At 54.7% G+C, this 14,332-nt stretch carries 14 protein-coding genes; 5 read left to right on the top strand and 9 right to left on the bottom strand.

Annotation, left to right across the window (positions count from 1 at the left end):
* The first annotated feature begins 227 nt into the window (after positions 1–227).
* Genes E1757_RS03480 through E1757_RS03470 form a run of 3 tightly spaced genes read left to right on the top strand, consistent with a single transcriptional unit; the run spans position 228 to position 3,006 of the window.
* Positions 228–1,007: a DeoR/GlpR family DNA-binding transcription regulator gene (locus E1757_RS03480; RefSeq protein ID WP_133225409.1), complete on the top strand. Its 780-nt coding sequence runs from the start codon at positions 228–230 to the stop codon at positions 1,005–1,007.
* Entirely contained in the window at positions 1,004–1,795 is a 792-nt protein-coding gene (locus E1757_RS03475) for an HAD family hydrolase (protein ID WP_133225408.1), read from the top strand. The genes E1757_RS03480 and E1757_RS03475 overlap by 4 nt, the downstream gene beginning before the upstream one ends.
* Positions 1,792–3,006, top strand: a complete 1,215-nt coding sequence (locus E1757_RS03470; protein ID WP_133225407.1) for an MFS transporter — start codon at positions 1,792–1,794, stop codon at positions 3,004–3,006. The genes E1757_RS03475 and E1757_RS03470 overlap by 4 nt, the downstream gene beginning before the upstream one ends.
* 254 nt (positions 3,007–3,260) lie before the next feature.
* Here the strand turns inward: E1757_RS03470 and E1757_RS03465 are convergent, their stop codons facing one another.
* The 6 genes from E1757_RS03465 to E1757_RS03440 all read right to left on the bottom strand — a co-directional run bounded on the left by E1757_RS03465 (position 3,261) and on the right by E1757_RS03440 (position 9,073).
* Positions 3,261–4,538, bottom strand: a complete 1,278-nt coding sequence (locus tag E1757_RS03465) for a beta propeller repeat protein (protein WP_133225406.1) — start codon at positions 4,536–4,538, stop codon at positions 3,261–3,263.
* Positions 4,539–4,808: 270 nt separating this feature from the next.
* Positions 4,809–5,450, bottom strand: a complete 642-nt coding sequence (gene trhA / locus E1757_RS03460) for a PAQR family membrane homeostasis protein TrhA (protein ID WP_133225405.1) — start codon at positions 5,448–5,450, stop codon at positions 4,809–4,811.
* A 96-nt stretch (positions 5,451–5,546) separates the two neighbouring features.
* Positions 5,547–6,110 carry a pyridoxamine 5'-phosphate oxidase family protein gene (locus E1757_RS03455; RefSeq protein WP_133225404.1) on the bottom strand — a complete coding sequence of 188 codons (564 nt, stop codon included), beginning with the start codon at positions 6,108–6,110 and terminating at the stop codon, positions 5,547–5,549.
* Between the two features lie 59 nt (positions 6,111–6,169).
* Positions 6,170–7,114: an alpha/beta hydrolase gene (locus E1757_RS03450; protein ID WP_133225690.1), complete on the bottom strand. Its 945-nt coding sequence runs from the start codon at positions 7,112–7,114 to the stop codon at positions 6,170–6,172.
* 32 nt (positions 7,115–7,146) lie between these two features.
* The gene (locus tag E1757_RS03445) at positions 7,147–8,115 is read right to left on the bottom strand and encodes an MsnO8 family LLM class oxidoreductase (protein WP_246078993.1); all 969 of its coding nucleotides are present in this window, start codon (positions 8,113–8,115) and stop codon (positions 7,147–7,149) included.
* Between the two features lie 22 nt (positions 8,116–8,137).
* Positions 8,138–9,073 (bottom strand): phosphotransferase family protein, encoded by a 936-nt coding sequence (locus E1757_RS03440; RefSeq protein ID WP_133225402.1) that lies wholly within the window; start codon positions 9,071–9,073, stop codon positions 8,138–8,140.
* 227 nt (positions 9,074–9,300) lie between these two features.
* On the opposite strand from E1757_RS03440, the gene cysK reads away from it, so the two are divergent.
* The gene (cysK, locus tag E1757_RS03435; protein ID WP_133225401.1) at positions 9,301–10,236 is read left to right on the top strand and encodes a cysteine synthase A; all 936 of its coding nucleotides are present in this window, start codon (positions 9,301–9,303) and stop codon (positions 10,234–10,236) included.
* Between the two features lie 211 nt (positions 10,237–10,447).
* Here cysK and E1757_RS03430 read toward each other — a convergent pair whose 3' ends face one another.
* A complete protein-coding gene (locus tag E1757_RS03430) occupies positions 10,448–11,461 on the bottom strand; it encodes a CobW family GTP-binding protein (protein WP_133225400.1) in 1,014 nt (337 codons plus the stop codon).
* A gap of 164 nt (positions 11,462–11,625) precedes the next feature.
* On the opposite strand from E1757_RS03430, the gene E1757_RS03425 reads away from it, so the two are divergent.
* Positions 11,626–11,982 (top strand): (2Fe-2S) ferredoxin domain-containing protein, encoded by a 357-nt coding sequence (locus E1757_RS03425; RefSeq protein ID WP_133225399.1) that lies wholly within the window; start codon positions 11,626–11,628, stop codon positions 11,980–11,982.
* A 452-nt stretch (positions 11,983–12,434) separates the two neighbouring features.
* On the opposite strand, the gene E1757_RS03420 is transcribed toward E1757_RS03425, so the two are convergent.
* Entirely contained in the window at positions 12,435–13,316 is an 882-nt protein-coding gene (locus tag E1757_RS03420) for a carbohydrate ABC transporter permease (RefSeq protein ID WP_133225398.1), read from the bottom strand.
* 18 nt (positions 13,317–13,334) lie between these two features.
* Positions 13,335–14,309: an ABC transporter permease gene (locus E1757_RS03415; protein ID WP_133225397.1), complete on the bottom strand. Its 975-nt coding sequence runs from the start codon at positions 14,307–14,309 to the stop codon at positions 13,335–13,337.
* Between the last annotated feature and the right edge of the window lie 23 nt (positions 14,310–14,332).

Genomic DNA, 14,332 nt, shown 5'->3' with positions numbered 1-14,332 from the left:
TAATTACTGCGTTTTTCACCGGACTTCCAGCTATGCGAGTTATTAGACCCAGGTTAAGCGATCTTCATGCATTGTACCATAATTTAGCTGCAGCTGTACTAATCGGGAGGAGAAAATGTACAACTGCGCAAAAATACTTAAATTTACTTAAGGCATATTGCATTTTTACATAAATCCACTTATAATTTCCTTCATGAAACTTAAAACCTTTCTAGGGAGACGGTTCCGTGTACCAAGAAGAACGATTAATCGAGATTGTTAAATATTTGGAAAAGCATAAACGCATCAGCATTGAAACGATCTGCGAGCTGGTCGACGTTTCCAGGGACACCGCTCGCCGGGATATTATCAAGCTCGAGGAGCAAGGACATATATTGCGCACCCGCGGCGGAGCCATACTGCCTACTTTGTCCAAAACGATCGCAAATTACAACGAACGGCTGCGGGACGAAACGACTACATCCTCGAAAAGGGCGATCGGCAAGCTGGCCGCTTCCCTGCTGCATGACGGCGATTATTTGCTGCTGGATGCGTCCACGACCGTGCAAAGCGCAGCGGAGCAAATCGAGACGAGAGGCCATGTGGTCATAACGAACTCCATCGATATCGCCGGCATCTTGAACCAAAAGGAGGGCATCTCCATTCATCTGCTCGGAGGGGTGCTGCATCCCGAGCACCGTTATATTTACGGCTCACGGGCGCTGGAAATGCTGGGCGATTATTACGTCCATAAGCTGATCATGGGCATCGGCGCGATTGCGGAGGACGGCATCACGACCCCGCACGAGGAAGACGGCTACATTTTGAAGGAAATGATGCGCCGCGCCGATCAGGTCGTTTTGCTCGCCGACCATACCAAATTTGGAAAACGTCAGTTTCACCGAATCTCAGGCCTTGAGAAGATCGATATCCTTATTACCGACCGGGAGCCGGACGTATCGATGAAGGAAGCGATGCTGCGGCATGAAATTGACATCATGATTGCAAAAGGAGAGACAACGCCATGATCAAACTCATCGTTAGCGATTTGGACGGAACTTTGCTTCAAAAAGATCATACCGTGCGCAAGGAAGACAAAGAGGCGCTGCAGCGCGCCATCGGGAACGGGATCGTGCTCAGCATCGCATCCGGACGCATGTATCCCGAAATCCGGCATGTGGCGGAACTGACAGAGCTTCATGCGCATGCCATTTCGCAAAACGGCGCCTATGTGCATATGTCCGACAGCACATTGATCCGGCATGACCGGTTTGAAACGGAGCTGATCCGGCAGCTTGCCGTGGCTGCGGAAGGAATGCCGTTTTTCACCGTCATGTGCAGTCCCGATACGTATGTCGTCGCCAGCCATTCCGAGGAAAACGAAAAGGTTCAGCGAAATTTGCTGGCCCCGCTCATCGTCAGGCCGGATGCATTGGAGGCGTTGGGCGGCGATCTGCTGTGCTGCAAAATCAGCTATTTGGGCAATATCGAGGAGCTGCTGCAGTTCAAGGAGCGGCTGCTGTCCGCACACGGCAATAAAATCGACGCCTACATCTCCGATGTCAACTGCATGGACGTCATGCCGCGGCACGTGTCCAAAGGCGAAGGACTTAAAGCGCTGCAGTCGCAGCTTGGCATTCAATCGGAAGAAACCGTCTGCATCGGCGATTCGTTCAACGATATTTCCATGTTCAACACTACCCCGCACAGCTTTGCCATGAGCGCGAGCCATGACGGTGTCAAGGCGCATGCCGCCCATGTGACGGACAGCGTGGCCGATGCGGTCGACTGGGCATTGAAGGCGAGACGCCGATGACCGGAATCAATAAACTCGTTATGGTCGGCTGTTGCTTCTATTTATTGATCGGCTGCTCCTCCGTAGTTGCCGCTACCCTGCTGCCGGAATTGCTGAGCCATTACGGCCGTAACTACGCCGATGGCGGCAATCTGTTGTTTGCGCAATTTTTCGGTTTTTTGCTCGGCGTGTTGACCCAGCCGTTGTGGATTCGGCGGTTCGGACGCATCCGTATGCTGACCTTTACGCTGGTGTTCATTTGCATCGGCTACGCAATTATCGGCCTGCTCCCTCCATGGCCGGTCGTGCTGCTGTTTCTGCCGCTGGTCGGCTTCGGCTCCGGGATGATCGAGTCCACGGTAGGCGCCTTGATTATCGATGCGGTGAAAGAACGGAAAGCCGTTGCGATGAGCCGGCTTGAAGTGTTTTACGGCGTTGGCGCCTTGGTTATGCCGATGCTGATCAGCCTGCTTATCGTCATCGGCTGGTGGAGGCTTGCGTTTTTCGCAACCGGCTTGTCCGCCCTGCTGCTGGGCTTGATATGGCTGCGCTACAGCTCGGTGAATTCGGAGATCGTGAGCCGCGGTCACGAGCAGCACAGCGCGCCTCCCGCTGCGCTGAAATACAGCCGCCTGTCTCTGGCCATGCTGACTGTATGCGTGACGGTCTTCTTTATTTATGTCGGACTGGAATTAAGCATTGTGAACTATTTACCTTCTATTTTAATGGAGACGATGCGGGTGGACGCCGCCGTCGCCTCGCTTAGCGTCAGCTTTTATTGGGCCACCATGGTGCTGGGACGGCTCGTATGCGGTTATTTGGCCGAACGGTTCGGCTATAAAAATTATTTATTATGGTGTTCGGCCGGCACGGTCGTCGTCTTGATCGGGTTTGTGTCCATCACCAATCTGTTCGGATCGTTTGCCATGATTATGCTCATGGGGCTGCTCATGTCCGGGTTGTTTTCAATCGGATTGATTTTCTCCAATTCGTTGTTTCCCGGCCGAACGGAACAGACCACGAGCAAGCTGATTGCGGCAAGCGGCATCGGCGGAGCCGTCCTTTCCTGGCTGACGGGCCGGTTTATGGAGCAGGCCTCGATCAGTTTTACCCTATGGTTTATCGTCGCGCTGTCCGTGCTGCTCCTTGGCCTGCTCGCAGTCATGGCGCGGATGAGGCCGGAACCGACATACAGCGAAGGCGATCGTCTGGAGCAAGGAACGGCAGGTTAATCGGGAACTACCGCCAACCCTCCTTATAAATCTGCTGTGCATTATTTCATAAGCTGCTAAGGATAAACGGCTGCGCCGTCCTTAAAGGACAGGCGCGTTTGTCAAGGTTGTGCGAAGCAAAGTATAAAACTTATACTTTCGACTAAAAAACAGAGCATCCGACCGGCTAAGCAACGATCGCCGGGGATGCTCTGTTTACATGTCGAAACGGTCATGTTGGGCTGGTCCCAAGCTCCATGCGGAGCTGCGGTCCGCTACGAGCCGAATGAATACACCTTGTTCCACTGCTTGCCGCCGTCCTTCGTTTCATATAGAACAGACGGCTTGGAGTAAGCGTATGTCAGCAGCCAGCCGTGCTTGTCGTTCACGAACGACGCCATGCCGTCCTGACCCGGAAGCTTCTGGCTGCTGTTGGTCCAGGTTGAGCCGCCGTCCAGCGTCCAGCCCAGCGATACTTCGCCCGCATCCCCGCACGACGGGCACATGCCGAGCATGAATGCGGTTTGCGCCGATAGCGGAAGCAGCTGTCCCGGTTTCGTGCCCGGGCCTTTCGGTCCGGTTTCGGTCCCCGGCTGGTACCCCGGCGCAGGCCCGCCTCCGGCAGTGGAATTGGCGACGACGGGAATCCACGTTTTACCTGCATCCTTGCTGTGAAGCAGCGTGTAAGAGGTTTGCGTCATCCCGGAATCTCCGATCAGCTGCACCCATACGTCGTCTTTACCGGTCGAGCGGATGACGGCTCCATTCAGGATGCTGCCGACAGGCTGGCTGTATACGGATTTCCATGTTTTCCCATTGTTGGTTGAATGTTCAATTTCATACGTATTCCCTTTATTTAGAACAGCCCAGCCATTCGTACCCGTCTGGAAATAAGCCTCGCCCGACAGCTCGGCGGGCACCGGCAGCTCGCTCCACGTTTTGCCGCCGTCGCGGGTCGCATGGTTTCCGCTGTAGCCTTCCTGCTCCGAAACAAAATGGACTTCATTGCCGAGCGGTGCCGAAGGATTGACGACCGTCCAGGTGGCGCCGCCGTCCTTCGTATGCAGCAGCCTCGTCTTCTTCCGGTTTCCGGCAGGCGCTCCGGCCGCGACCGGTCCGTTGACCTGCCCCTCATAAGCCCAGCCGATTTTCGGATTGCCGCTTAAAAACGCGAAGCCGCCGATATTGCCCGCTTCGGTATATTGATTCGTCCAATGGGCGCCACCGTCGGTCGTATGAGCGATGAACCCGTTTCCGCCCGCCCAGCCCTCGGTCGCGCTGACAAAGGCAACTGCGGAAGCAGCCGATTTTGATTTATTTTCGTCCGCAGGTACATTCGGCGTCGATGGCGACGGCTCCTGCGGCTTTGTTTGCGAGCCGGAAGCGGCTTCGTCCGAAGGCTTGCCGCCGGCCGGGTCCGTACCCGGTTGGCTGACGGACGGGTCCGGCTTGGCCGGATTCGCGCCGGTAACGGGCTTATCCTCACAGCCGGCCATGGCCAGCATAATAACGGACGAAAGCAATGCCAGCCGCATCTTGTGTAATCGTTTCATTCGGGTCCCTCCCTGTTGATTAATAGCTCTGCGCACTTCAATTAGCCGGGCACAGCCGCCTCTTTTCAAGGCTTCGACTTGCCCTTGTCCATACAGCTATCGCCTGAAAGCCGCACTTTTATACTTTCAACCGGTCGCGTTCCGCCCTTATAGACGAATAAAAAAAGCGGAAGGTTACAACTATTTACACAAAACAAAGAAGGCTGAACCAAATCCAGCCTTCTGATCATCCTTATACTAAATTTCACCGCATCCGATACCGCGCGCCTGTTACGGCAGCACATAAAGCAATATTGCCAAAAAGTGCGAAACCGATCCGGCCAATACGAACAAATGCCATACCGCGTGATGAAATGGAAAGCTGCGCCATACGTAAAATACGGTGCCCGCCGTATACAACAGCCCGCCCGTAATGAGCAGCGATAAGCCGCCTTGCGGCAAATTCGCGGTCAGCGGCCCCCAGGCGAAAATGATGATCCAACCCATCGCAATATAAACCAGCGTCGACGTAAACAGAAATTTTTTGGTAAAAAACGCCTTAAACACAACGCCTGCCAGCGCGAATCCCCATACCACTCCGAATAAGGACCAGCCCAGCGCACCTTGTATGACGTTCAGCAAAATCGGCGTATACGTGCCGGCGATAAAAACATAAATGAACGAGTGGTCCATAATTTCGAACACATCTTTCGCCTTTCCTTCAGGAAAGCTGTGAACGAGCGTTGAAGCCAAATAAAGCAGCAGCATCGAGGCGCCATAGACGGTAAAGGTAACCACATGCCAGGCGGTGCCTTTGGTCACCGCGAACAAAACAAGCAGCGCAAGCGCGGCTGCGCTCAACAGACTGCCGATGCCATGGGTGACGGCGTTTGCGAGTTCCTCCCGCTTCGAGAATTGGTGTGTCAGTGCGATAAGCCCACGCCCTTTCTTTCCGATAGTCAGCCGAGGCCTTCACCCTATTATACCCCTGGTACCGGCATCGCGCCAGCGCTCCATTACGGACGAGGCTTACAGCTTGGCAGCCTGTTGGCCTATGGTGGTCACAAGTCCGTCCATGCTGACCGAATTTTTCTCTTCGCGGTATTCGCCGAGGCCCGGCTCGCCTTTTTGTACGGCCCACTGCTTCAGCGTATCGCGATCTCCCTGGTAAGCATAATAAGGGACGCTGAAGCCGCAGGACGTTTTTACCGCGTGGAGCTCGGCGACGATAATTTGGCGGGCGCCCGGATATATCTCGAATTGCGGCGTCCAATGGTTCCATTCGTCGGAGCCCCGCAAGATCACCCGGCCTTTCCCGTACAGCCGCAAAATAAGCGGCGGGCCTTCCAGCGCGATAAACATGAAAGTAATCCGTCCGTTTTCCTCCACGTGGGCGCTCGTCTCGTTCCCGCTTCCGGTCAAATCCAAATAAGCGACCTCGGTCGGCGACAAGATTCGCAGAACGTCATAGCCTTTGGGCGAAAGGTTCACATGCCCTTCGGCCGACAAAGGAGCCGTCCCGACAAAAAACATCCGCTGCTTTTCAATAAATGCTTTGTGCTCCGGCAGTATCGCTGTAAAAAGCTTGCCCATCTTTCCCCATCTCCCATCGTTTTGATCAACAGCTTAGACTTCGAATCCGTTTGCTTGCGCTACGCCTCTTCGCCGCTTTTTTCATCCAGCCACGCGATCACATCGCGCATGACCTCTTCACGGTTCGTTTCGTTTAACAGCTCGTGGCGTCCTCCGGCATACAGCTTGCAGACAACGTCCTCCATGCCAAGCTCGCGGTACATCGCAACCAGCCGGGCAACGCCCCGCCCCATTTCGCCTACCGGGTCGCAGTCGCCCGAAATCAATAAAACCGGAAGCTGTCTCGGGATACGCTCCAAATTGGATAAACGGTGAATGTCGACCAGCCCGCGAAAAAAATCTCTATAAAAGCCGGCCGAAAACAGTCCGCCGCAATACGGATCTTCGACGTAACGATCGACCTCCGCTTCATCGCGGCTCAGCCAGTCGAAGCCGGTCCGGTTCGGACGGAACTCTTGGTTATAGCTGCCAAAAGTAAGGTTCGTCAGCAGCGGGCTGCGATGGTCATCCCCCTTGAACGCGGCTAGCAGCCCGGCCAGCGCGATGCCCGCGTGGATGGCCAGAGACTGCTTGCCGTTCGAGCCTGACAGCACCACGCCGCTCGCCTTCGCCGAAAAGCGGTACATATACTGCTGTGACAAAAATGACCCCATGCTATGGCCGAATATATATACGGGCACGCCCGGGTACAGGTCTGCGACAAGATCCGTCAGCCGCGCCATCGTATTCGTCATCTTCGAAAATGAGTCCGCACCCGTCAAGCCTACCTGCTCCAGCTTTCCGGCCGTGCGTCCATGTCCCCGGTGATCGTTGGCGAACACCTCATAGCCCGCATCCGTCAACGCTTGCGCAAATCTTTCGTAGCGGTATGCCGTTTCCGCCATCCCGTGGGAAATTTGCACGACCGCCTTCGGCGGCATTTTCCCTGCTCCGTCACGGCTCCAATGGTAAACGAAAATAGGATTCCGGTCTTCATCCGGAAACGTAAACGTTTCACGCAGCATCATTATCACTCCCGCGTAAGGATTCGGCCCTGTCAGCCACGTTTGCCCTCGAATGCGCGCGCCAGCAGCTCATAGGAACGAAGCCGCAGCGCATAGTCCGGTATGCCCGAAACGACGAGAAACTCATCCGTGTCATAAAGCTCGCTCAGCTGCTCCAGCCACGCTTTCACCCGCTCCGGCGTACCTGCCGCCAGCTTTCGCAGCGGCGCTTCGTCCGCAGGCATCGGCTGCGCTGCCTTGCCATTCGCGCGGCCGTCCGCGTCCGGCGGCGCGAACCAGGCGGCACCCTCCGCAGCCAGCCGTGTCGCTTCCGCCTCCGTCTCCGCGCAGATGATGCCGACGGCGACGATCACGCGAGGCCGCGTTCCGAGCGGCGACGGCTTGAAGGCTTGCCGGTATTCGGCCGCAACCTCCGGCCCGTTCCGGTCGCTCATAAACTGGCCGAAGACGTAGCCGGTGCCGAACTGCGCCGCATAGGCTGCGCTCTTGCTGTTGGTTCCGAGCATCCAGACCTCGGGCGGAACGGGTGGAACGGGCCGCGCCGTCACCGGCTCGCCTTCGATCCGGAAGCTGCGATCCATTAATTCCGTCAAAGCTTGCATGGACTCCGGCAAATGCCGGACATTTTCCAAAAAGTTGCCGCTTAGCGCAATGCTTACCTGAGCGGAGCCGCCTGGCGCCCGGCCGATGCCGAGATCGATCCGTCCGGGGCATAAACTCGCCAGCAGGTTGTACGACTCGGCCACCTTGACCGGCTTGTAGTGCGGCAGCAGAAGGGCGCCCGAGCCGAGTCGAATCCGTTCCGTGCGCGCGCCGATGTAGGCCAGCAGCACCTCCGGCGTGGTGCAGCCCAACGCCGGCATATCGTGATGCTCGGCAGCCCAATACCGGAAGTAGCCCAGCTTTTCCGCCGCAACGGCAAGCTGCACCGCCTGCTCCAGGGCAGCGGCGGGCTCGAACCCTTTTAACACCGGCACCAGATCCAATATGCTTAACCGCAAATGTTGCCCTCCTTTCAAAACGTTATCGTTTCTCATTGATGGGCGGCAGTTCAACGGCTTCCAGCCATTGCCGGATGTACCGGACAACCCGCGCAGCGGAGCTTTCCTGATGTTCGCCGCGCAAAAAGCCGAGAAATTGCAGGCCGTGGACGACCGAGTAAAAATCGACAATCTCCCGCTGCCTCCCGTCGATTCCGCTTATCCGGCACAGCTCCTCCACATAAAACAGCGCATCCGTCCAACCGATATCGGCAATGATGCCCGTTTGGGTAAGGCTGATCATGTAGAGCGGATCCCCGTAGCAAACCCAGTCAAAATCGATTACGCCCTGCAGCCGGCCATCCCGGACAATCACGTTTTTTATCGTCAGGTCATCGAGAAAGCAGCGCGGCGGCACCTGCGCCAAATACGGCTTGCGGGCTTCAAGCCGGCTGTGGATCGCCTGCAGCTGCCGTTCTGCAACGTCGTATCGGAGATGATGAATATGATTGTCGATATCGCGGGCGACCACATCGTACCAGCTGCGGTAAGGTCCTTGCGCACCGATCGGCACCCAACCGTAGCCGGTGCCTTCGGGGAGCTGGCCCGCCTTTTGCTGAAACGAAACGATCTGCTCCGCCACCGCCGTCATTTGCGGTTTCGTCATGCCGGGCAGTTCATAGCGGAGATCGCGCCCTGGAATATGATGTAAAACGATATAAGCCGAAGGGAACAACCGCTTGCTCAGATCGAGCGTTACCGTTATGGGCACCGGCAGCCCGAGATCTGCCAATATGTCGAGATTGCGGGCCGTGGCCTGAAGCACGGCTGCATCCGCATTCGTTCTTATGATGTACGCTTGTCCCCGGACGGTTGCCTCATAAACGACGTTGCTGTGACCGAAGGTCATGCGTTCGACCGTCTCCGGCGCTGTTCCAAAGACATGCTCCGCCAGCCGCTCCACCTGTAATTGATCCATGTGCTGTCCTTCTCCCGATATACAATGATTGAATTTTGTAAATACTGTAAATATAACATACTATCCCTGCATGGTTAAGCTCTGTTCCTGCAATCGTCCAAAAAGACGGCTTATTAGAAAAGTTCATTATAAAAATAATTGATTTGTGCAAGCCTTGCAGGCATGGTAGCTTGTAATCATTCAGTAAATCGATAGGAAATGTAATAAAAGAGAGGAGATTGTTCAATATGACCCGTATTTTCAAAAACTTAACCGAGCTTATCGGCGGCACGCCTCTGCTGGAGCTGTCCAATTTTGCCCGGGTGAACGGACTCGGAGCCACAATTATCGGCAAGCTGGAATATTTAAATCCTGCCGGAAGCGTTAAAGACCGGATCGGCTTCGCGATGATCCGCGACGCCGAGGCGAAAGGTCAGCTGACCCGCGACTCCGTCATTATAGAAGCAACGAGCGGCAATACAGGAATTGCGCTTGCTTTTGTAGCGGCGGCGAAAGGGTACCGGATGATTATCGTGCTGCCGGAGAACTTTACGCTGGAGCGCAGAAATTTGCTGAAAGCATTGGGGGCGGAGCTGATCCTGACGCCCGAATCGGAGGGCATGCCGGGGGCGATGCGGAAAGCGCTCGAGCTCGCGGACACGATCCCCGGCGCTTTCATGCCGCAGCAATTCGACAATCCGGCCAATCCGGAAATCCATAAACAGACGACGGCGGAAGAAATATGGCGGGACACGGAAGGAGCGGTTGATATTTTCGTCTGCGGAGTCGGGACAGGGGGCACCATAAGCGGAGTCGGCGAAGTGCTGAAGGAGAGAAAGCCTTCGGTACAGATCGTTGCCGTGGAGCCTGCCGAGTCTGCGGTATTATCCGGAGGCCGAAGAGGACCGCATAAGCTGCAGGGGTTAGGCGCGGGATTTGTTCCGGGTGTGTTTAACCGGTCGGTTGTCGACGAAATTATGAAGGTGAAGGATGACGAGGCGTTTGACACGGTTCGCATGCTGGCCAAAACCGAAGGTCTTGTTGCGGGCATTTCGTCCGGTGCCGCCCTCAGCGCCGCCGTACAGCTGGGCAAGCGGCCGGAAAACAAAGGCAAGCAAATCATCGCGCTGCTGCCCGATACGGGCGAACGCTATTTGTCATCCTCCGTTTTCCAGGATAGCTAGCTGACGTAACGGGCATGTCTACCCGCCGCATGTGACAGCCTGCCGATCCGATTTTGCATCCGAAGTCGGGGGAGTCAGAATCCGTCTGTAACAAGCTTCGCAACAAAGGCTGCGCACTCCGTCCTATGGAGCTGCCGCAGCCTTCTTCTGTATTTATGGTAAAAGCCGGAAAGCTGTGAGCTTCGCCGGCCAAGCGATCTTTTACCCGTATTTATGTATTCGTCGTGACGGCCGCACAACCTGCGAACTGTCGGCGGAACCACGCTTCGTCCAAATTGCGGCCAATGACGACGAACTCGCTGACCGGCGTTTCATCCGGCTTCCAGTCCCGGTCGGGGTATGAGCTGAACAGCATATGAATGCCTTGGAAAACAACGCGCTTTTTGACCCCGTTAATATGCAAAACGCCTTTGTACCGAAACGTGTCTGTCCCGTGCTCCACGAGCCATTCATTGATGAAGCGCTCCAATTTGTCCAAATCGAGCGGCTGTGTTTCACGCAAAAAGACGGACGCCACTTCATCGTCATGATCATGAGCTTCTTCGACGAGAAATCCGGGATCAATTTCAAGCTTTTTGTCCAAATCAAAGGCGCCGATGCCCAAAATCTGATCCATCCGGATTCGGGATTGCTGTGTCCGGTACAGCTTGGCGGCAGAATTCATCGCTCGCAGGCGCTGCTCCAACTGCTGCAGCTCCTCAACGGGAACAAGATCCGTCTTATTCAAAAGAAGGACGTCCGCGAAGGCGACTTGTTCCTGTGCCTCATGGCCTTCATCCAAATGCTGGCCGGCATGTTTGGCATCCACAACCGTAACGATCGCATCCAGCCTATAAAACCCGGCAATTTCCTCATCTACGAAAAATGTCTGGGCTACCGGCGCAGGATCGGCCAAGCCGGTCGTTTCGATCAGCACCCGGTCGAAATCGGCTTTGCGACGGCTTCCTTTGCCCAGCTTGGCATCCATTAACTCACCAAGGATGCGGATGAGATCGCCCCTGACCGTGCAGCAAATGCAGCCGTTGTTCATTTCAAAAATTTCTTCGTCCGCTCCGACGACAAGCTGGTTGTCGATGCCGACTTCACCGAATTCGTTGACGATAACCGCTATTTTTTGTCCATGCTCCGCAGTCAGCACATGATTCAGCAAAGTCGTTTTGCCTGCGCCGAGAAAACCTGTAAGCACTGTAACGGGGATACGGGTATCGGCTTGCTGGTCTGGCATAAAATCACTCCTTGGGGTTGATTTATCGACGTGTTTAATTGTAATATTTACTATTATGAGTATAAATTTAAAGCGTCTGTTTGTCAAACGTCTATCCGTGCGAAAATAACCGTCGGTTTCCGGGGACATTTAACCCGAGACGGCACAGTAGGAGGAACATGTTAATGACTACATGGAATTTGCAAGAGACCCGGCTTCATTTGCTTATTTGCAACGGGGGCAGCTGTATGAAGCGGCAGGGAGAGGAAGTAACGCAGGCGATACGGCAAGAAATTGCCCGGCTTGGAGCGGAGCAATGGATCCATACATCCCGCACCCGATGCAACGGGAGATGCGCGGACGCTTGCGTCGTCATAGCGTATCCCGAAGGCGTATGGTACAAAGCTATCACACCCGAAACAGGTAAATTACTGGTTCGAAAACATCTGTCCGGAGAGCGATTGGAAACTCATCTCGTCTATTCGTTTCATGACCGGTTTGCGGCTTCCGGCCTCTCGGTCGAAGGGCAGCCTAAAGCGTAAATTTTTCCTTTACACACGAACGTATGTTTGGTATGATTTGGAATACAGCTCGTTGAAGGGATGGATCGCAGCCAATAAGCCGCAATCGCGATGAAGAGCTAGGGGCAATTACCGTATCGAACGAGAACTTGCAGAAATTGATCAGGGTGAGGTTTGACCGGGGCAACTATTTTACGCAGCGAAACAGAGGCTGGAGGAACGATATATAAGCACAACAGGCCCTATCCGACCGGTACATCCACCTATATACTGAACTGTTCAGCTTAACTGACCCGTGAGGCGTTGCTGCATCACAGCCGTCGGCAGTGCAACGAATAAGAGCGTTGTGTCGAATCGATTGGGGCGCGCGGCACCGGCGTCGCTTGACCGGGCATTGCGGCGCAAACTTCGGAGCCAGTAAGCCGCGGTCCATTCCGCTATATGCCTCGCACCCCCAACATCTTTCTCCATGCCTACCCTTTAACCGAGCCGAGCATAACGCCTTTGGCGAAATGTTTTTGCAGGAACGGGTAAACGACAAGAATCGGCGCCATTGACAGCATAATAGAAGCCATGCGGATCGTTTCCTGCGGCAGCACTCGGTCGTCTCCCCCGGCGCCCGCCTGACCGACGCCATTGGAGTCGGAATCGATGACGAGCGTTTTGACGAGCACCTGGAGCGTCCACTTTTTGGAATCGGAAATATAAATAAGCGCATTAAAGTAGGTGTTCCAGTGGGCTACCGCAAAAAACAGCGTAAACGCCGCGATAGCCGGCATGGACAAAGGAATGACAATCCGTAAAAACACGCCGAGGTCGGAGCAGCCGTCGATCCGCCCCGAATCTTCAAGCTCCGGCGGCAGCGATTCGAGAAAGCTTTTGATCACAATGAGGCTCCAGGCGCTCGTCAATCCCGACCAGATGAGAGACCAGTATGAATTGAGCAGTCCCAATGATTTTATCAAAATATAGCTCGGCACAATGCCCGCGTTAAACACCAGCGTGAAAATGACGGCGCTCATCATGATCGTGCGGCCGGGCATCGTTTTCTTCGTCAGCGCATAGGCCATCGAGAACGAAACGATCACGTTCAGCACGGTGCCGACGACCGTAATGAAGACGGTACTTTTCAAAGCGTTGATAAAGCTGTTGGTCGATAATATATACTTGTAGGCGGCGAGCGACCATTTTTCCGGGAATAAGTAAAATTGCAGCGGGATATAGGCTTTCGGATCGGTAAAAGAAACGCTGAAAACATAAATAAACGGAAAAATACAAACAAGCGATATGACCGCGAGCAGCGAATAGTTCACCCAATCAAACAGCGTCAGCCGTTTGCGCGCAACAAAGCTCATATCAGACTCCCCCTTTCCTTAGTAAATACCTTCGTGTCCGAGCTTTTTGACTACATAGTTAGATGCCAGGACCAATACGAGACCAACAACACCTTTAAACATGCCGACGGTAACCCCCGCGCTGATCTGTCCTTTTAAAATACCGTGCGTATAAGCATACGTGTCAAACACCTCCGATACCGACAGAACAAGCGGGTTTTGCATCAGCAGCACCTGCTCGAAGCCGACATCGGCCATATGCCCGAGCCTCAAAATGAGCAAAATGATGATCGTCGGACGAATCGCCGGCAGCGTGATGTGCCAGATTTGCCGCCAACGGTTCGCTCCGTCAACGACAGCCGCTTCATACCGCTGCGGATCGACGCCCGCCATTGCCGCCAGGAAGATGATCGTTCCCCAACCGGCTTCCTTCCACATGCTTTGCGCCGTTATGAGCCCCCAGAAATAGTTCGGGTTGGACAAAAACGCCACGCTCTCATGTCCTGCTCCCGTGATCAGCTTGTTGACGATGCCGACGTCGGTGGACAGGATGAAGAAGGTCATACTCGCCACCACCACCCACGATAAAAAATGCGGCAGATAGACGATGGACTGATTGAGCCGTTTAAACGCCTCATGCCTGACTTCATTCAGCATGAGCGCGAGCACGATCGGAACCGGAAACATAAAGACGAGTCCGATCAAATTGATCGCAAACGTATTGCGCAGCATCATATAAAAAGCGTTGTCGGTAAACAGCTCGTTAAAATGCTTCGCCCCGACCCACGGGCTGCCCCAAAAGCCGCCGAACGGGTTATAATCCTTAAATGCGATCAACAATCCCCACATCGGCGCAAATTTAAACAGGATGAAATAAATCAGGCCCGGCAAAACAAGCAAATACATATACTTATGCTGCAGCATTCGAATCCCGAGCCGGGACCAGTAACCGGTTGTCCGCCGGCCCTTGCTTGCGGGCTTCGCCTTGTTTGCCGCTGCTGCGGGTTCCAGCATGCCATGCACCTCACTTTTATGTT

The organism is Paenibacillus piri, assembly GCF_004354045.1.
In the GTDB taxonomy this organism is placed as follows: Bacteria; Bacillota; Bacilli; order Paenibacillales; family NBRC-103111; genus Paenibacillus_S; species Paenibacillus_S piri.
This window is presented reverse-complemented; position numbering and strand designations above follow the sequence as displayed.